This window comes from Delftia sp. Lp-1, assembly GCF_020523835.1.
Lineage (GTDB): Bacteria > Pseudomonadota > Gammaproteobacteria > Burkholderiales > Burkholderiaceae_C > Comamonas > Comamonas acidovorans.
The window spans coordinates 144,677-161,651 of record NZ_JAJALJ010000003.1 but is presented as its reverse complement, the minus strand read 5'-3'; the positions used below and the strand labels follow the sequence as shown (position 1 = coordinate 161,651).

16 protein-coding genes are annotated in these 16,975 nt (G+C 70.1%); 8 read left to right on the top strand and 8 right to left on the bottom strand.

All coding sequences use genetic code 11. The features are described 5' to 3' along the window. Window positions 1-7: 7 nt before the first annotated feature. The 4 genes from LGR64_RS21735 to LGR64_RS21720 are packed head-to-tail and all read right to left on the bottom strand — an operon-like array spanning window position 8 to window position 4,630. Complete coding sequence (locus LGR64_RS21735) at window positions 8-1,171, bottom strand: CaiB/BaiF CoA transferase family protein (protein ID WP_230356977.1); 1,164 nt, start codon at window positions 1,169-1,171, stop codon at window positions 8-10. A 48-nt stretch (window positions 1,172-1,219) separates the two neighbouring features. Beyond that, window positions 1,220-2,005, bottom strand: a complete 786-nt coding sequence (locus LGR64_RS21730) for a citryl-CoA lyase (RefSeq protein WP_096916827.1) — start codon at window positions 2,003-2,005, stop codon at window positions 1,220-1,222. Between the two features lie 31 nt (window positions 2,006-2,036). Next, entirely contained in the window at window positions 2,037-3,536 is a 1,500-nt protein-coding gene (locus tag LGR64_RS21725) for a class I adenylate-forming enzyme family protein (protein ID WP_230356975.1), read from the bottom strand. A 56-nt stretch (window positions 3,537-3,592) separates the two neighbouring features. After that, window positions 3,593-4,630 (bottom strand): tripartite tricarboxylate transporter substrate binding protein, encoded by a 1,038-nt coding sequence (locus LGR64_RS21720; RefSeq protein WP_230356973.1) that lies wholly within the window; start codon window positions 4,628-4,630, stop codon window positions 3,593-3,595. 133 nt (window positions 4,631-4,763) lie between these two features. Here LGR64_RS21720 and LGR64_RS21715 point away from each other — a divergent pair, with 133 nt between their 5' ends. From LGR64_RS21715 to LGR64_RS21695, 5 genes are all read left to right on the top strand, one after another. Beyond that, window positions 4,764-5,570 carry an IclR family transcriptional regulator gene (locus LGR64_RS21715; protein ID WP_230356971.1) on the top strand — a complete coding sequence of 269 codons (807 nt, stop codon included), beginning with the start codon at window positions 4,764-4,766 and terminating at the stop codon, window positions 5,568-5,570. Window positions 5,571-5,626: 56 nt separating this feature from the next. After that, the gene (locus tag LGR64_RS21710; protein WP_012202727.1) at window positions 5,627-6,589 is read left to right on the top strand and encodes a LysR substrate-binding domain-containing protein; all 963 of its coding nucleotides are present in this window, start codon (window positions 5,627-5,629) and stop codon (window positions 6,587-6,589) included. An 87-nt stretch (window positions 6,590-6,676) separates the two neighbouring features. Beyond that, window positions 6,677-8,101, top strand: coding sequence for an FAD-dependent tricarballylate dehydrogenase TcuA (gene tcuA, locus LGR64_RS21705; RefSeq protein ID WP_230356969.1), 1,425 nt, complete (start codon window positions 6,677-6,679; stop codon window positions 8,099-8,101). Window positions 8,102-8,106: 5 nt separating this feature from the next. After that, the gene (tcuB, locus tag LGR64_RS21700) at window positions 8,107-9,309 is read left to right on the top strand and encodes a tricarballylate utilization 4Fe-4S protein TcuB (RefSeq protein WP_047328023.1); all 1,203 of its coding nucleotides are present in this window, start codon (window positions 8,107-8,109) and stop codon (window positions 9,307-9,309) included. Window positions 9,310-9,351: 42 nt separating this feature from the next. Further along, window positions 9,352-10,332 carry a Bug family tripartite tricarboxylate transporter substrate binding protein gene (locus LGR64_RS21695; protein ID WP_230356967.1) on the top strand — a complete coding sequence of 327 codons (981 nt, stop codon included), beginning with the start codon at window positions 9,352-9,354 and terminating at the stop codon, window positions 10,330-10,332. A 15-nt stretch (window positions 10,333-10,347) separates the two neighbouring features. Here LGR64_RS21695 and LGR64_RS21690 read toward each other — a convergent pair whose 3' ends face one another. The 3 genes from LGR64_RS21690 to LGR64_RS21680 all read right to left on the bottom strand — a co-directional run bounded on the left by LGR64_RS21690 (window position 10,348) and on the right by LGR64_RS21680 (window position 13,265). Beyond that, complete coding sequence (locus LGR64_RS21690) at window positions 10,348-10,851, bottom strand: carboxymuconolactone decarboxylase family protein (protein WP_012202723.1); 504 nt, start codon at window positions 10,849-10,851, stop codon at window positions 10,348-10,350. 146 nt (window positions 10,852-10,997) lie between these two features. Continuing rightward, the gene (locus LGR64_RS21685; protein WP_230356965.1) at window positions 10,998-11,984 is read right to left on the bottom strand and encodes a tripartite tricarboxylate transporter substrate binding protein BugE; all 987 of its coding nucleotides are present in this window, start codon (window positions 11,982-11,984) and stop codon (window positions 10,998-11,000) included. Between the two features lie 51 nt (window positions 11,985-12,035). Next, complete coding sequence (locus LGR64_RS21680; protein ID WP_013804649.1) at window positions 12,036-13,265, bottom strand: alpha-hydroxy acid oxidase; 1,230 nt, start codon at window positions 13,263-13,265, stop codon at window positions 12,036-12,038. Between the two features lie 111 nt (window positions 13,266-13,376). Between LGR64_RS21680 and LGR64_RS21675 the strand changes: the two genes are divergently transcribed. Both LGR64_RS21675 and LGR64_RS21670 read left to right on the top strand, forming a co-directional pair. Next, window positions 13,377-14,294, top strand: coding sequence for a LysR family transcriptional regulator (locus LGR64_RS21675; protein WP_013804650.1), 918 nt, complete (start codon window positions 13,377-13,379; stop codon window positions 14,292-14,294). Between the two features lie 118 nt (window positions 14,295-14,412). Beyond that, entirely contained in the window at window positions 14,413-14,676 is a 264-nt protein-coding gene (locus tag LGR64_RS21670; RefSeq protein WP_034389688.1) for a helix-turn-helix domain-containing protein, read from the top strand. Between the two features lie 92 nt (window positions 14,677-14,768). Here the strand turns inward: LGR64_RS21670 and LGR64_RS21665 are convergent, their stop codons facing one another. After that, entirely contained in the window at window positions 14,769-15,803 is a 1,035-nt protein-coding gene (locus tag LGR64_RS21665) for a LacI family DNA-binding transcriptional regulator (RefSeq protein ID WP_230356963.1), read from the bottom strand. 177 nt (window positions 15,804-15,980) lie between these two features. On the opposite strand from LGR64_RS21665, the gene LGR64_RS21660 reads away from it, so the two are divergent. Next, on the top strand, window positions 15,981-16,970 hold the full coding sequence (locus LGR64_RS21660; protein WP_230356961.1) for a substrate-binding domain-containing protein: 990 nt from the start codon (window positions 15,981-15,983) through the stop codon (window positions 16,968-16,970). The last annotated feature ends 5 nt before the right edge of the window (window positions 16,971-16,975 follow it).

The following is a 16,975-nucleotide window of genomic DNA, read 5'->3' as shown; positions in this document are numbered from 1 at the left end:
TATGGATTCAGAGGTCCTGCGGCGCCGCACCGAGCACGGGCGGCGGCACCTGGGCGCCGCTGCCGGCCGGCACCATGGGGTTGCGCACCAGCTTCAGCGTGCCCAGCTGCGGGTGCTCCACCGTCTGCAGCATCTGGCGGTGCCGGACCTGCGGATGGGCGAAGACCTGCTCCATGGTGTTGATGCAGCCCCAGGGCACCTGGGCGGCGTCCAGCACATCGGTCAGGGCCTGCAGCGGCCAGCGGCCCAGCGCCGCGCGCAGCAGCGGGCGCAGCTGCGGCATGCCGGTCAGGCGCGCGGCATTGGTGGCAAAGCGCGCGTCCAGGTGCCAGTCCGTGCCCAGCACGGAGCACAGGGCGGCGAACTGCCCGTCATTGCCGATGGCCAGGATGAAATGCCCGTCTTCGCAGGCAAACACCTCGTAGGGCGCGCAATTGGGATGGGCGTTGCCCGTGCGGCGCGGGTTCTCGCCGCTGACCAGGTAGTTGGCCGCCTGGTTGGCATTCATGGCCACGGCCACGTCCAGCAGCGCCAGGTCGATGTGCTGGCCGCGCCCCGTGCGCTGGCGCTGCACCACGGCCGCCAGCACGGCGCTGGTGGCATACATGCCCGTCATCAGGTCCACCACGGCCACGCCCGTGCGCAGCGGGCCCGCGCCCTCCTCGCCATCGGCCACGCCCGTGTAGCCCATGAGGCCGCCCAGCCCCTGGAACACATAGTCGTAGCCGGGCTTGTGCGCAAACGGGCCGCTCTGGCCGAAGCCCGTGATCGACAGGTAGATCAGCCCGGGGTTGATGGCGGCCAGCGCCGCATAGTCCAGGCCGTGGCGCGCCAGCGCGCCGGCCTTGTAGTTTTCCACCAGCACGTCGGCATCGCGGATCTGGCGCAGCAGCCAGGCATGCGAGGCCGGCTCGGTGAAGTCCAGCGCCACCGACTGCTTGCCGCGGTTGCAGGACAGGAAGTAGGCCGACACGGCCTCGCCACCGGGCGCCTGCACGAAGGGTGGGCCCCAGGCGCGCGTGTCGTCGCCCGTGCCGGGACGCTCGATCTTGAGTACCGATGCGCCCAGGTCGGCAAGGTTCTGGGTGCACCAGGGTCCCGCCAGGATGCGGGACAGGTCCACCACGCGCAGGCCGTCGAGGGCGCCGGACAATCCATGGGTTTGTTGCATGGACTCCATGCTCGCGGCATGGCGCGCGGTGGTCCATCGGTCATTGCTTCACGCAGCGTTCGCGGAAACTGCATGCCCCGCGTAGGGGATGGCCTCCTCCACCGTTTCCCAGATGAACCGGCCCGACGGGCTTTGCTGCTCCTCCACCACATGCGCCACCAGCCCGGCCGCCCGCGAGATCACGGCAAAGCCGCGCATCACGGCTGTGGGCACGCCGATCTCGCCCAGCAGGGCGGCCACGGCCCCCGTGGCATTGATGGTGATGGGCCGGCCCGCTGCGGCGTCCACGGCGGCAGAGAGGATTTCGAGCGCGCGGATTCTGCTGCCCGCCAGTTCGGGTTCGGCGCGGCCCATGTCCAGCAGCTTGTAGGCGCGCGGGTCCACGGGCTTGTGCAGGTGGTGGCCAAAGCCGGGGACGGGGCTTTTCAACGCCTTGTGGTGCCGGGCGATGGCGCGGGCCTCGGCCTCGGGGTCGGCGGCGGCGGCGATGCGGTCGAGCAGCGCGGCGCAGTTCTCCATGGTGCCCACGAAGGAGCTGCCCACGGCCAGCAGGCCGGCCGAGACGGCGCCCTGCAGGTTTTCGGGCGCGCTCATGTAGATGAGGCGCGTGGCGATGGCGCTGGGCGTGAGGCCATGCTCCATGAGCACGATGAGCACCACATCGGCGATGCGCAGGTCCACGGGGCGCGGCGTGCGGCCCAGGATCTGCATCAGCATCACCTCGGTGAAGGTCTTCTTGCCCATCAGGTCCTCGACCAGGTCGGCATCGCGGTAATGCAGGCTGGTGAGGGTGTGGGTGCACAGGCGGGTGACGGGAGGTTGGGAGGTTGCCATGGCCAGGGTTTCCTTGTGATGGTGTGCGGGATCAACGGGGCGCCAGCGCAAGCTCGCGCACGGCCGTCTTGAGCAGCTTGCCCACGGGCGAGCGCGGCAGGCTGGCGTGAAAGTGGATGCGCTTGGGTGTCTGCACGGGACCCAGGCGCTGGCGCACGAAGGCGATCAGCTCGGCCTCGTCCGGCCGCTGGTCGGGGCGCAGTTCGGCGCGCAATTGCACGGCGGCCTGCACGGCCTCGCCCCAATAGTCATCGGGGATGCCGAAGACCACGCACTCGTGCACGGCCGGGTGCTGGCCCAGGGCGTTTTCCACATCCACGGGATAGACGTTGAAGCCGCCCGTGATGACCAGGTCCTTCAGGCGGTCCTTGAGGTGCAGGTAGCCCTGCGCATCGATCAGGCCCCGGTCCCCCGTGTGCAGCCAGCCGTCCACCAGGGTCTCGGCCGTCTTGCCGGGCAGGCGCCAGTAGCCGCTCATCAGCAGATCGCCGCGCGCCACGACCTCGCCCACCTCGCCCCGGGGCAGCAGGCGGCCGTCGGGCGACATGATGGCCAGGTCGCTGAACCAGGTGGCCCGGCCCACGGAGGTCCACAGGCCTTCGTCCTCGAAGTCCTCGGGCCGCATGGCCGTGAGGATCTGCGGTGCCTCGGTCTGGCCATAGGTGGTGGCCAGCACGGGGCCGAAGAAGGCGCGCACCTGGCGGATTTTCTCGGGCGGCATGGCGGCGCCGCCGTAGATGAGGCGGCGCAGGCCGGGGAAGTCCGCACGGCTGGCGTCCGGCAGCGCCATCAGCATGTAGATCAGGGTGGGCGGCATGAAGCACACGGTGCCGCCGCGCAGGGCAAAGGCGCTGCGCACGGCCCCGGCACCCACGCCGTCCAGCAGCACATGGCAGCCGCCCTGCGCCAGGATGGGCAGCAGATAGGTGGACGTGCCATGCGTGATGGGCGCGGCCATGACGTAGCGGTCATGCTCATCGAACCCCCAGGCCTGGATCTGGTTGGCAATGCCGGCCATCCAGGCGCGGCAGGGCTGCATCACGCCCTTGGGCAGGCCCGTGGTGCCGCCCGTGAACTTGATGGCCTGGATGGCATCGGCGGGCAGGTCGGGCACCACGGGAACGGCGCCACTGTGCGCCTGCTCCAGCGCCGCCGTGCCCTCGCCCAGCACCAGGTGGATGCCCGGCGCCCCCTGCACCAGTGCAGCGCCGCCGGCATCGCACAGCACGATGGAAGGCTCGGTGGCATCGATGATGCGGCGCACCTCGGACTGCGTGCTCTTGGGATTGAGCGGCACCCAGACCTTGCCGCTGGCCATCACCGCCAGCAGGGCGGCGATATGGTCTGCGCTGTTGCCCGCGCAGATGCCCACGCGGCTTTGCACGGCGGGCTCCAGCGCCTGCAGGCCGGCCGCCAGCGCGGCCACCTTGCGGGCCAGCGCGTCATAGCGGATGCAGCCGCCCGGTGCGTCGATGGCGATGCGCTGCGGCCAGCGTTCGGCCGCGCGCCAGAAAAAATCAATGGGTTGCATGGGGGTCGTCTCCTTGTGGGGCGGTTGTGTCGAGCTTTTGCCGAACGTGTGTCGAACTACTGGGCGGTGGCGCCTGAGGCCTTGACCACCTCGCGCCAGCGCCTGATCTCCGACGCCGCAAAGCTGCGCATCTGCGCCGGGGTGCCGGGCTCGGGCGTGGCGGCCATCTCGCCCAGGCGCTGGCGCAGCTCGGGTGCGGCCAGGGCGGTATTCAGGGCATGGTTCAGGCGCTCGATCACGGCGGGCGGCGTGCCCGCAGGGGCGGCCAGGCCGAACCACGACTGCACGTCGAAGCCCGCCTGGCTCGCATAGCCCGACTCCGCCAGCGTGGGCACATCGGGCAGCAGCGCCGAGCGCCGGCCGCTGGTGATGGCGATCGCGCGCAGCTTGCCGGCCTGCACATGGGGCAGGGCCGAGGGCGCGTTGTCGAACATGGAATCCACCTGCCCGCCCAGCAGGTCGGTGATGGCCGGTGCGCTGCCCCGGTAGGGCACGTGCAGCATGCGCAGGCCCGACAGCTGACGGAACATCTCGCCCGACAGGTGGATCGACGAGCCGCTGCCCGACGAGGCGAAGCTGATGCCCTGCGCACTCTGCCGGGCATGGCGCACATAGTCGGCCACGTTCTGTATGGGCAGGCGCGGGTTGACCACGAGGATGTTGGGAATCTTGGCGATCAGGCCGATGGGTTCGAAGTCCTTGACCGGGTCATAGCCGAGCCGGGGGTAGAGCGAGGCATTGATGGTGTTGGCAATGGTGTAGACATACAGCGTGTAGCCGTCCGCAGGCGCCCGCGCCACAGCCTCGGCCCCCACATTGCTGTTGGCGCCCGTGCGGTTGTCCACCACCACGCTCTGGCCCAGCTGCTCGCCCATCCTGGCGGCCACCAGGCGTGCGATCACATCGGTGGCGCCGCCGGCCGCATAGCCCACCACCAGCCGCACGGGCCGGGCCGGCCAGGCCGCCGGCTGCGCCAGCACGGGCGCGGGCGCCAACGCCACGGTCGCGGCGGCCATGCCGGCCAGTGCGCAGGTGAAGGAGCAGGCCAGCAGGCGCCGGCGCGCCCACGGATTGAAACGGGCAGGGGTGGTCATGTCTTGTCTCCAGGTGATCGTTCTGATGTCTGCTTATGTCTGCCTGTGTGGGCTTTCGACGGCCTGCGGCACACTGCGCGCTGCACGCAGGCCCTTTTCTGCCCTGCCTGCAATCACCGGGAAATTCTTTTCCATGCCTTCGCGCAGCACCAATCCAAACGTCCGGCCAGCGGACATTCCAGTCTCCGCCGACGATGCCGGCAGCCGCACGCTGCGCCGTGGCCTGCAGGTGCTGGACGCCGTGCTGGCCGCTGGCCGCGAAGGCCTGCGCGTCGCCGACCTGTGCCGCGCCACGGGGCTGGAGCGCGCCACGGTGTACCGCCTGCTGTCCACCCTGGTGGACAGCGGCTATGTGGCGCACAGGGGGCGCTTCGGCTATGCGGCCGGCCACCGGCTGGCGGCCACGGCCGCCAGCGCAGGCCGGCCCAACATGGCCGTGCGGCTGCAGCCCGTGCTGGAGCGCGTGAGCGCGGGCTGCGCGGACGCGGCCTTTGCCATCGTGCGCGAAGGCGCGGCATCGCACTGCATCGCCCGCCATGTGGGCACGCATCCGGTGCAGATCCTGGTGATCCAGGTGGGCACGCGCCAGCCGCTGGGCGTGGGAGCGGCGGGACTGGCCCTGCTGGCCGCCCTGCCCGATGCCGAGGTGCAGGCCGCGATGGCGGCCAACGCGCCCGTGCTGGAGCAGTACGGCGGCATGACGCCCGAGCGCATGGCCCTGCTGGTGAAGGCCACGCGCCAGCGCGGCTGGTCCGTCATCGGCAACCACGCCACGCGCGGCGTGCTGGCCGTGGGCATGGCGGTGCGCAATGCCGAAGGCGAGCCCGTGGCCGCCGTCAGCGTGGCCTCCACGCTGGAGCGCATGCCCGGCGAGCGCCAGAAGCTGATTGCGCGCTCGATAGGCGAGGCCCTGGCGACCCTGCTGCCGCGCGGCATCTGAGGCCAAGCCCCGGTCTGCACCGACAATCGGCGCTGCACACCACGAGCGCCGCCCCCATGGAACTGAGACAACTCCGCTACTTCGTCCGCATCGTCGAACTGGGCTCCATGAGCCGCGCCGCCCTGGACCTGGACATGGTCCAGTCCGCGCTGAGCCAGCAGGTCAGCCGCCTGGAAAGCGAGCTGTCCACCCGGCTGCTGCAGCGCACGCCGCGCGGCGTGGTGCCCACCGAGGCGGGCGTGGCCTTCTTCCGCGAGGCCCAGCTCACGCTGCGCCATGCCGAGCAGGCCGTGCGCAGCGCGCAGCAGGCGCGGCTGTCGGGCTCGGTCAGCGTGGGCCTGGCGCCCACCACCTCGGCCATGCTGGGCCTGCCCATGATGCAGGCCATGCGCGCGCGCTACCCCGATGTGCGCCTGCACATGGTGGAGGGCATGTCAGGCCACCTGACCGACATGCTCAATGCGCGCGCGCTGGACATGGCCGTGCTGTTCGACGCCCGCCTGCACGGCGGGCAGGCCCGCGCAGGCGGGCGGCGCTGGCAGGTGCATCCGCTGATCGAGGAAGAGCTGTTCCTGATCCGCGCGCGCGGCCACCACCCCGAGCCGCTGCCGCCGCAGATGGCGCTGGCCGACCTGGCCGGCGAATCGCTGATCCTGCCCACGGGCCTGCACGGCCTGCGCAGCACGCTGGACACGGCCTTCTCGCAGGCGCGCTTCACGCCGCATCTGGTGCTGGAGGTGGACTCGCTGTCCATGGTCATGGCGGCCGTGGATGCAGGCCTGGGCAGCACGGTGCAGCCCTGGGCCTCCATGGGCCGCTATGCCGATGCCGCGCAGCGCTTCGAGTGGTCGCGTATCACGGACAAAGATGCCCTGCGCACCAACCTGCTGTGCAGCCTGTCCGAGGATGAGCTGTCGCCCGCCGCCCTGGCCGCGCGCGTGGTGCTGATCGACTGCGTGCGCCAGCTGCTGCGCGGCGGCGCCTGGGCTGGCACGGCCCTCATCCATCACGAAGACTGATACCCCCATGCCGGCGGGCCCCTGCCCGCCGCGCGGCGTTCTCCCTACATTCGCAATCCCCACGATGGCGAATGCAAGGAGAACTCCATGGACCCCGATGTCCTGGTCATAGGCGGCGGCAATGCCGCCCTGTGCGCGGCCCTGATGGCGCGCGAGGCAGGCCGCAGCGTGCTGCTGCTGGAGGCGGCGCCGCGCGACTGGCGCGGCGGCAATTCCGGCCACACGCGCAATCTGCGCTGCATGCACGACGCGCCCCAGGACGTGCTGGTCGAGGCCTACCCCGAAGAGGAGTTCTGGCAGGACCTGCTCAAGGTCACGGGCGGCATCACCAACGAGCACCTGGCGCGCATGGTGATCCGCGCCTCCTCCACCTGCCGCGACTGGATGCGCCGCCACGGCGTGCATTTCCAGCCGCCGCTGTCGGGCGCCCTGCACGTGGCGCGCACCAATGCCTTCTTCATGGGCGGCGGCAAGGCCCTGGTCAATGCCTACTACCGCAGCGCCGAACGGCTGGGCGTGCAGGTGCGCTACGCGTCGCCCGTGGACCGGCTGGAGATCGAGGGCGGCGAGTTCAAGGCCGCCTGGGTGGGCGAGCAGCGCATCACCGCAAAGACCTGCGTGCTGGCGGCGGGCGGCTTCGAGTCCAACCGCGAGTGGCTGCGCGAGGCCTGGGGGCAGAACGCGCGCGGCGAGTGGCCGTCCGACAACTTCCTGATCCGCGGCACGGCCTTCAACCGCGGCGTGCTGCTGCGCCACCTGCTCGAAGACCATGGCGCCGACCGCATCGGCGACCCCACCCAGGCCCACATGGTGGCCATCGATGCGCGCGCGCCGCTGTACGACGGCGGCATCTGCACGCGCATCGACTGCGTCTCGCTGGGCGTGGTGGTCAACCGCGAGGCCGAGCGCTTCTACGACGAGGGCGAGGACTTCTGGCCCAAGCGCTATGCCATCTGGGGCCGCCTGGTGGCCCAGCAGCCGGGCCAGACCGCCTGGTCCGTCATCGACGCCAAGGCCATTGGCCGCTTCATGCCGCCGGTCTTCCCGGGCGTGCGCGCCGACTCCCTGCCCGAGCTGGCACGCAAGCTGGGCCTGGACGAGGAACGCTTCATGCAGACCCTGGATGCCTACAACGGCGCCTGCCGCGTCGGCCACTTCGACCACACGGCGCTGGACGACTGCCATACCGAGGGCCTGGCGCCCGCCAAGACCCACTGGGCCCGCCCCATCGACACGGCGCCCTTCTACGGCTACCAGCTGCGCCCCGGCGTGACCTTCACCTACCTGGGCCTGGAGACCGACGACACGGCGGCCGTGCGCTTTGCCGGCCGGCCCAGCACCAGCCTGTTCGTGGCCGGCGAAATGATGGCCGGCAACGTGCTGGGCAAGGGCTATACGGCCGGCGTGGGCATGTCGATCGGCACGGCCTTCGGCCGCATCGCGGGCCGCAACGCGGCCCTGGCCGCCACGGGCCACCCCGCCGTGCGCGGCGCAGTGACAGAGAAGGCTTGACCGAGATGCAGACCCTGAACGCCCTGGCCCAAGAAGCCCAGGACCTGGCCGCCGGCCGGGTCATTCCCATCCTGCCGGTTTCCACCGAAACGGCCGCCGAAGGCGAGGTGGCGCGCGCCCTGCAGATCTGCAACGCCTGCCGCTACTGCGAAGGCTTTTGCGCGGTCTTCCCGGCCATGACGCGGCGCCTGGAGTTCGGCAAGGCCGATGTGCACTACCTGGCCAACCTGTGCCACAACTGCGGCGCCTGCCTGCATGCCTGCCAGTACGCGCCGCCGCATGAATTCGCCATCAACATCCCCAAGGCCATGGCCGAGGTGCGCGGCCAGACCTATGCCGACTACGCCTGGCCGCCCGCCCTGGGGCGCCTGTACCAGAGGAACGGACTCACGCTGTCGCTGGCCCTGGCCGCAGGCCTGTCGCTGTTCCTGGTGCTGGCCGTGGCCCTGCAGGGCGGCCTGGGCCGGCTGTGGGGCGCCGACCTGGGCGCCAACTTCTACAACCTGTTCCCGCACAACCTGCTGGTGGGCATCTTCGCGCCCGTGTTCCTGTTCGTGGTGCTGGCGTTGGCCATGGGCGTGCGCCGCTTCTGGAAGGACGTCAAGCCCGCCACCGGCGGCGTGGACGTGGGCACGCCGGCGGCGGCCGAGGCCGCGCACGACGTGCTGCGCCTCAAATACCTGGACGGCGGCCACGGCGAGGGCTGCCACAACGAGGACGATGCCTACACCCTGAGCCGCAGGCGCTTTCACCACCTGACCTTCTACGGATTCATGCTGTGCTTTGCGGCCACGGCGCTGGCCACGGTCTACCACTACGTGTTCGGCTGGGCGGCGCCCTACGAATTCCCCAGCCTGCCCAAGCTGCTGGGCGCGGTGGGCGGCACCAGCCTCATGCTGGGCACCGCAGGCCTGTGGCGCCTGAACCGCAGGCGCCACCCGCTGCATGGCGACGCGCGCCAGAAACCCATGGACCTGGGCTTCATCGCCCTGCTGTTCCTGGTCGCCGCCAGCGGCATGGCGCTGTGGCTGGGCCGCGGAACGCCGGCGCTGGCCCTGCTGCTGTGCCTGCACCTGGGCGCGGTGATCGCCCTGTTCGCCACCCTGCCCTACGGCAAGTTCGCGCACGGCGTGTTCCGCACGGCATCCCTGCTGCGCCACAACACCGAAAAGCGCCAGCCCAGCCCCATCGGGCTGGGCGCCGACTAGCCGCATCCGCCCCGATTCCCAGCCAATGACGGAGACAACCCCATGATGAACAAGCGCAACTTCCTGCACGCCACCGCCCTGGCCGCCTCCCTGCTCGCACTGGCCGCCAGCGCGCAGGCCCAGGACTTTCCTCCCAAAAAGCCCGTGTCCCTGGTCGTGGGCTTCGCCGCTGGCGGCGCCGCCGATGCGGCCGCGCGCCTGATCGCCAAGAAGCTGGGCGAGAACATCGGCCAGAGCGTGGTGGTGGAGAACAAGGGCGGCGCGGGCGGCAACATCGCCCACCAGCAGGTGGCCAACGCGGCGGCCGACGGCTCGGTGCTGCTGTTCGGCTCGGTGGGGCCGCTGACCATTGCGCCGCACCTGATGAAGCTGCCCTACGACCCCTTCAAGGACCTGGCGCCCATCTCGGGCGGCGTGAACTTTCCCAACGTGCTGGTGGTGCACAAGGGCGCGGGCGTGAAGACCCTGGCCGAGTTCGTGGCCAAGGCCAGGAAGAACCCGGGCACGGTGGACTACGCCTCGACGGGCGCGGGCTCGGCCTCCCACCTGGCAGGCGAGCTGTTCAACCAGCGCGCGGGCATCGACATGGTGCACGTGCCCTACAAGGGCGGCGCGCCCGCGCTGCAGGACTTGCTGGGCGAGCGCGTGACCAGCTACTTCGCCGCGCCGCCCACGGCCCTGCCCCACATCGAGGCCGGCAAGCTGATCCCGCTGGCCACCACGGGCCTCACGCGCCCGGCGTACATGCCCGACACCCCCACGGTGGCCGAAGCCGGCTATCCCGGCTTCGAGGCACTGAACTGGTATGCCTTCGTGGCACCGGGCAAGACGCCCAAGCCGATGCTGGACCGCTGGAACACCGAGATCGTCAAGGTACTCAATGACCCCGGCGTCAAGGAGGCGCTGAACAAGCACGGCCTCACCCCCCAGCCCACCACGCGCGCCGAGTTCGCGGCCTTCATGAAGAAGGAGTACGAGCAGTGGGGCAGGCTGGTGAAGGAGCGAAAGCTCTCGGCGGAGTGAGCTGCTTGCAGGCGTTCAGAGCTTGATCGGCTTGCGTGCCACGGGCGCTGCAAAGCCCGCGCACAGGCGGTTCCAGACATTGATGCTGCCGATGGCATAGGTCAGCTCCACCATCTCGCGCTCGCTGAAATGCGGGCGCAGCGCCTCGAAGTCCTGCTGCTCGGGATGGGCCTGGCTCAGGCGCGTGCAGCGCTCGGCCCAGTTCAGGGCGGCGCGCTCGCGCCCGTCGTAGAAATCCACCTCGGGCCAGGTGACGATGCTGTTGATGCGCTGCAGGTCCTCGCCCCGGGACAGCAGTTCGCGCGTGTGCATGTCCACGCAGAAGGCGCAGCCGTTGATCTGCGAGACGCGCAGGAACACCAGCTCCAGCAGCTGGATGCCCAGGCTGGACTGGTTGAGCAGCGCGTTGATGCCGGCCTGGGCCTTGTACAGCTCGGGGGCGACGGCCTGGAAGTTCAGGCGCGGCGTGGGGGCGGCAAGAGGACGGGCGCCGGTGGCAGCGGAAGACGAAGCGGTCATGGAAAACACTCCTTGAGGGATGTAGCAGCCGGCCGGAATGGCTGGCCCATACCTTCAAGACGCGCGGGGCGTGCGCGTTGTGACAGCGTTGGCGAAAATTTTTTCGCAGCCCCGGCCCCCTCCCCCATTCCCGCCCTGGCTGGCGCTCAGTCCGCCACGATGCGCCGCTCCGTGGCGATCTTGCGGTACAGGGCGTTCTCGGCCGCGATCTCGCGCGCGAACTCCTCGGGGCGGTTGCCGATCACGCGCGAGCCCGTGTCCTCGATCTGGCGGCGCACCTCGGGGCTGGCCAGCGCGCGCTGGGCGGCCGCATGCAGGCGCGCCACGATCTCGGGCGACAGCCCCTTGGGGCCGTAGATGCCATAGAAGGCGCTGCGGTTGACAGGCTCCAGCCCCAGCTCCTTGAAGGTGGGCACCTGGGGCAGCTGGGCCAGGCGCTCTGGCGCGGCCACCGCCAGCGCGGTGAGCCGGCCCGCCTTGATGAAGGGCAGTGCCGAGGGCAGGTTGTCGAAGACGATGGGCACCTGGCCCGCCACCGCATCGTTGAGCGCGGGGCCCGATCCCCGGTAGGGCACATGCGTGAGCGACAGCCCCGAGCGGCTGGACATCAGCTCCATCAGCATGTGGCCTATGGAGCCCGTGCCCGCCGTGCCGTAGGCATGCTTGCCGGGGTTCTTCTTCACCTCGTCCACGAAGGCCGCAAAGCTCTGCGCCTTGAAGCCCGGATGCACGGCCAGCACATTGGGCGTGGCCGCAATGTTGGTGATGGGCGTGAAATCGGTGAGCGGGTTGTAGGGCAGGCGCGGGTTGATGGCCGGGTTGGTGGCCGTGGTGGACACGGTGGCCACGCCCAGCGTGTAGCCGTCGGGCTGGGCGCGTGCGGCCTCGTGCGCGCCGATGGCGCCTCCGCCGCCGCCCTTGTTGTCCACCACCAGCGGCTGGCCCAGGGCCTCTGCCATGCGCGGCGCGATCGCTCGCGCCACGATGTCGGTGGTGCCGCCGGCCGCAAACGGCACAATCAGGCGCACCGGGCGCGTGGGATAGGCGCCGGCATCGGCCGCCATGGCGGCCGGTGCGACACCAGCGGCCAGCAGCAGGGCGCACAGGCTGCGGCGTGAAGTGAAGTGGTTCATGGAATGTCTCCTGGGAATGGCTGTGTTTTGAACGGACGGTGGAGGTTTCTGTCAGGCCGATGCGCGGCGCACGATATGCGAGCGGTCCAGCGCGCCGCAGGAGGAGGCGCCCAGCATGGCCAGGTTGCGGTCCACCTCGTCGCGCAGCAGGCCGATGGCGTGCAGCACGCCGGCCTCGCCGCCCACGGCGGCGGCATAGTTGAAGGGCCGGCCCACCAGCACCATGCGCGCGCCCAGCGCCACGGCCTTGAGCACATCGGAGCCGCGCCGAAAGCCCCCGTCGATGAGCACGGGATAGTCCGGTCCCAGGGCCGCCACCACGTCCTCAAGAATGCGCATGGCCGACACCGCGCCGTCGAGCTGCCGCCCGCCATGGTTGGACAGCACGATGCCGTCGGCCCCCACGCGCCGGGCCTGCAGCGCGTCCTCCACGCTGAGCACGCCCTTGATGACCAGCGGCCCCTTCCAGCGGCGGCGGATGGCCTCGATGTGGCGCCAGCTCAGGTGGTCGCGTGCCGAAAAGTCGCGCATCACGCTGGACGACATGATGGGCGCGCCGCGCGTGGCAAACGAGTTCTCGAAATGCGGCATGCCGTGGCGCAGCAGCGTGCGCAGGAAGGTGCCGGCCACCCAGCCCGGGCGCACCATGCCGTCCCAGGCCAGGCGCAGGCTGGGCTTGAGCGGCGTGGAAAAGCCGGTGCGGATGTTGTTCTCGCGGTTGGCGGAGATCGGTATGTCCACCGTCACCACCAGGGTGCGAAAGCCTGCGCGCTCCACGCGGTCGATCAGCGCGTCGATGCGGGCCTGGTCACCAGGGATATAGGCCTGGAACCAGGTGGCCGGGCTCTCGCGCGCCACCTCCTCCATGGGGATCAGCGAGGTGCCGCTCATCACCGACACAATGCCAGCGCGCTGGGCCGCGCGCGCCAGCACCAGGTCACCCCGGTAGGTGGACAGCGCATTGATGCCCATGGGCGCAATGCCGAAGGGGCTGGCATAGCGCTCGCCGAACAGCTCCACGGCCTGCGAGCGCTGCGACACATCGGCCAGCACGCGCGTGGTCAGGCCCCATTCGCCGAACACCTCGCGGTTGTCGCGCAGCGAGGCGTTGTCCTCTGCCGCCCCGGCGATGTAGCCGAAGATGGGCCGGGGCAGCCTGCGGCGCGCGGCCTCCTCGAAATCATGCAGCGACAGCATGCGGCGCAGCACGGCCGGGGCGCGCGGCGCAGGCAGCGCGGATGCCGAAGGCGTGGAGGCAGAGGAGGAAGCGATGGCGGCCATGGTGCGGACCTCGGAATGTTCAGGAACCGGCGCCACTGTAGGCTGCGCATCCATTGAATGAAAGTGGATTATTTAGAATGCACTTGTTCGCTTTTTTCCAATAAAAGACCCATGTCCACACCCTCGGTCAAGCAGCTCGAAGCCTTCTGGTGGGCCGCCACCTGCAGCAACTTCGCCACGGCAGCGCAGCGCGTGCACCTGTCCGTGTCCTCGCTGTCCAAGCGCATCACGGAACTGGAATCCGCGCTGGGCCAGCCGCTGTTCGACCGCAGCGGCCACCGCGCCGTGCTCACCGATGCCGGCCAGCGCCTGCTGCCCGCCGCGCTGGAGGTGCTCAACGCCATGGCCGCGCTGGGCCAAGCCCTGGACACGCGCGAGGCGCTGGCCGGGCATTGCCGCTTCGGCGTGGGCGACCTGTCGGCGCTGACCTGGCTGCCGGCCTTCGTGGCCGCCGCGCGCCAGGCCCATCCGCAGCTGGTGCTGGAGCCCCATGTGGACGTGGGCGGCGTGCTGGAGCAGCGCCTGGATGACGGCGAGCTGGACTTTGCCGTCATCGCGGGCCGCTCCTCGCGCAGCAGCCTGCTGTCCCGCCCCGTGGGCGCCGCACGCTTTGCCTGGGCCGTGGCCCCCGGCCTGGCAGGCGCGGGCCGCCTGGGCGCCACGGCCCTGCTGCAGCGCCATGCGCTGGTCACCCTGCCCCCGCAGGCCGGCACCACGCGCCTGCTGGACGACTGGCTGCTCGCCCAGGGCGCCAGCGTGCGCGAGCGCATCCTGTGCAACAGCTGGGGCGCCGTGGCCGGCATGCTGCGCGCCGGCCTGGGCGTAGGCTTCCTGCCCACCGGCTGGATCGCCGCCCTGGGCCTGCGCGCCGTCGGGGGCGCCCATCCCAAGGCCGCTCTCGCGCCCCTGCACTACGCCTTCCAATGGCGGCGCGGCGACGCCCGCGCCCTGATCCCGGCCATGCAGCAACTGGCGCAGGCGCAGGTGGATTTCACGGTGATGCCGGGGTTGGTGGGTGCAGGGCGATGAAGGCAAGGCAGCGGACTATCCGCATGCCTGCGGTATGACCTGGGATCAAGAATCGACGCGACCGGTTCTCCGCAATTTCAAACAACACTTTGTGGGCAAAGTTCTGCACACTCGCCCCATGCCTGAAAGCTCCCTCAACCAGATCCTTGCCGACAACCTGGCCCTCCACATGGAGAAAAAGGGCTTGAAGCAAATGGCGCTGGCCAAAAAATGCGGAGTGGGCCAGACAACGATCAGCCTGTATCTGAGCCCGGATCGGCGCAAGCCGGGCAAGGATGGCAAGGCCGGCTCCGCCAAGCTCACCGAAGTGGAAATGCTGGCAAGGGCCCTGGAAGTGGAGCCATGGGAATTGCTGCGGCCAGCCCGCAGCGGCAACCCGTGAGCGCAACAGGCAAAGCAGCGGCGTGATCCACGTCAGCCACATTGCGCAGCAAGACACTGCTGGCGCGCACTGAGCCAGCCGAGGTTTCGCGCCTATGGCGTGGGATGCACGCCCTCCCCCCACTCCACCAACTGCGGCCGCACCTGCACCACCTGCCCCGCGCGCAGGCCTTCGCCATCGATGGCGCGGAAGGCCTCGGCCATCAGCCCTTCGACGTTCTGGCGCACCATGTGCACTGGAAAGCGCAGGCATTCGGCATAGGGGTCCCAGTCGTAGCTGCCAAAGCTGCATTGCGCCAGTTCCGCATCGGGCAGTGCGCGCAGGAAGCGGATGGCGCCTTGCAGCGTGATGCCCGAAGAGAACAGCAGGGCGCGCGGCAGGCCGCCCAGGCGCTGGTAGAGCGCTGCCATGGCAAGGCGGGCCGCTTCGGGGTCGTAGCCGCAGCAGAGGATGTGCTCGTCCGCCACCGGCGTGTGGGGCGCCAGGGCTTCGCGAAAGCCGGCCAGGCGCTGCTCGGTGGCGTACTCCTTGCGGACGCCGCCCAGAAAGCAGATGGCGTCCTGCGGTGCACCTGCCGGGGGTCTGGAGCGCGCCAGCAGCAGGCGCGTGAGTTCGGCCGCACCCCAGCGGTTGTCGCTGGTGACGGAGGGCGCCTTTTTCCCGGGCAGATCCACGTTGACATGGCGCACGCCGGCCTTGCGGCATTCGGCGCTGACGGCGTCGGGCCGGGTGGCGCCCGTGACGATGAGGTGCTCCACGCGAAAGGCGATCAGCGAGCGCACGGTCTCCACCTCCAGCGCGCCATCGCGCAGCGTGCTGACCACCAGCGGGCACAGGCCGCGCGCGTGGGCCATGCGCTCGAAGGCCTGGGACAGTGCGCCGAAGAAGCGGTCCTCATGCGTGGGAATCACCATGCCGATCAGCCCCGAGCGCTGGCGGCGCAGGCCGCTGGCCTGGCGGTTCACGGCAAAGCTGTGTTCCTGGGCGAGCTGCTGCACGCGGCGCGCGGTCTCCTCGCTGATGCGCCGCGACTGCCAGCTGCCGTTGAGGATGGCGCTGACCGTCGAGGCCGAGGTGCCGGCCAGTTCGGCCAGGTCGTAGATGGTGGAGGTTCGGGGGCGGTTCACGGTGCTCTGCAGGGGTTGGGACGGGAGCGCTCGGCGGCCATCGTAGCCGCTGCGGCGGCGATTCGGGCGGACCGGCACCGGCACGCAGCAGCGGCCCGGGAAATCCCGCATCGGCAATGGAAGTCCATCTGTCTATAGTTTGCGCAATCGATTGTGCAAAACAAAGGGAGGAGCGCCATGTTCCATGGATTCAGCCGGTTCTCGAGGGCACTGTTGGCCTGCACCCTGGCGGTGCTGGCAGGCGCGGCCAGCGCCGAGGATGTGTCGGTGGTGGCCAAGGTCGGGGGCATTCCGTGGTTCAACGCCATGGAGACCGGCATCCGCAAGGCAGGCCGCGAGCTGGGCATCTCCAGCGGCATGGTCGGCCCCACCGAGGCCGATGCGGCCCAGCAGGTGCGCGCGGTCGAGGACCTGATCGCACGCCGCAGCAAGGTCATCGCCGTGGTGCCCAATGACGCCAGGGCGCTGGAGCCCGTGTTCCGGCGTGCGCGCAGCGCGGGCATCAAGGTGCTCACGCACGAGTCGCCCGACCAGAAGGGCGCCGACTGGAACATCGAGCTGAGCAGCGTCGCGGGCTTTGGCGAGCGCCACATGGACAGCCTGGCCAAGGCCATGGGTGGCGAAGGCAAGTACGTGGTCTTCGTGGGCTCGCTGACCGTGCCGCTGCACAACGCCTGGGCCGATGCGGCCATCGCCCACCAGAAAAAGCAGTGGCCGAAGATGCAGCTGGTGTCCGAGCGCTTCGGCGTGGCCGAGAGCCTGGACGACTCCTACCGCAGCGCCCAGGACCTGATGCGCGCCCACCCCGATCTCAAGGGCTTTCTGGCCTTCGGCAGCCAGGGCCCCATTGGCGCGGGCCGTGCGGTGGCCGATGCGCGCAAAGCCGAGCGCATTGCCGTGGTGGGCTCGTTCTCGCCGGGCCAGGGGGCGAAGCTGGTGCGCGACGGCGTGATCCGCGAGGGCTTCATCTGGAACCCCGCGCTGGCCGGCGAGGTGATCGTGCATGTGGGCAAGATGCTGATCGACGGCCGCGAGCCCACGGACGGCATGGAGATACCGGGCCTGGGCACGGTCCAGGTGGACCGCGAGCGCCGCAACATCCAGGGCCAGAAGCTGGAGCCGATCAACCGGCAGACCATAGACCGGCTGGTCAGCCTGGGCCTGTGAGCCGC

Excerpts from the sequence above, each read along its gene's own strand:
- LGR64_RS21660 (WP_230356961.1), top strand. The coding sequence starts at position 15,981 with ATGTTCCATGGATTCAGCCGGTTCTCGAGGGCACTGTTGGCCTGCACC.
- tcuA (WP_230356969.1), top strand. The coding sequence starts at position 6,677 with ATGGACCCCGATGTCCTGGTCATAGGCGGCGGCAATGCCGCCCTGTGC.
- LGR64_RS21720 (WP_230356973.1), bottom strand. The coding sequence starts at position 4,630 with ATGACCACCCCTGCCCGTTTCAATCCGTGGGCGCGCCGGCGCCTGCTG.
- LGR64_RS21730 (WP_096916827.1), bottom strand. The coding sequence starts at position 2,005 with ATGGCAACCTCCCAACCTCCCGTCACCCGCCTGTGCACCCACACCCTC.
- LGR64_RS21715 (WP_230356971.1), top strand. The coding sequence starts at position 4,764 with ATGCCTTCGCGCAGCACCAATCCAAACGTCCGGCCAGCGGACATTCCA.
- LGR64_RS21670 (WP_034389688.1), top strand. The coding sequence starts at position 14,413 with ATGCCTGAAAGCTCCCTCAACCAGATCCTTGCCGACAACCTGGCCCTC.
- LGR64_RS21680 (WP_013804649.1), bottom strand. The coding sequence starts at position 13,265 with ATGGCCGCCATCGCTTCCTCCTCTGCCTCCACGCCTTCGGCATCCGCG.
- LGR64_RS21685 (WP_230356965.1), bottom strand. The coding sequence starts at position 11,984 with ATGAACCACTTCACTTCACGCCGCAGCCTGTGCGCCCTGCTGCTGGCC.
- LGR64_RS21675 (WP_013804650.1), top strand. The coding sequence starts at position 13,377 with ATGTCCACACCCTCGGTCAAGCAGCTCGAAGCCTTCTGGTGGGCCGCC.
- LGR64_RS21690 (WP_012202723.1), bottom strand. The coding sequence starts at position 10,851 with ATGACCGCTTCGTCTTCCGCTGCCACCGGCGCCCGTCCTCTTGCCGCC.
- LGR64_RS21710 (WP_012202727.1), top strand. The coding sequence starts at position 5,627 with ATGGAACTGAGACAACTCCGCTACTTCGTCCGCATCGTCGAACTGGGC.
- LGR64_RS21725 (WP_230356975.1), bottom strand. The coding sequence starts at position 3,536 with ATGCAACCCATTGATTTTTTCTGGCGCGCGGCCGAACGCTGGCCGCAG.
- LGR64_RS21735 (WP_230356977.1), bottom strand. The coding sequence starts at position 1,171 with ATGCAACAAACCCATGGATTGTCCGGCGCCCTCGACGGCCTGCGCGTG.
- LGR64_RS21695 (WP_230356967.1), top strand. The coding sequence starts at position 9,352 with ATGATGAACAAGCGCAACTTCCTGCACGCCACCGCCCTGGCCGCCTCC.
- tcuB (WP_047328023.1), top strand. The coding sequence starts at position 8,107 with ATGCAGACCCTGAACGCCCTGGCCCAAGAAGCCCAGGACCTGGCCGCC.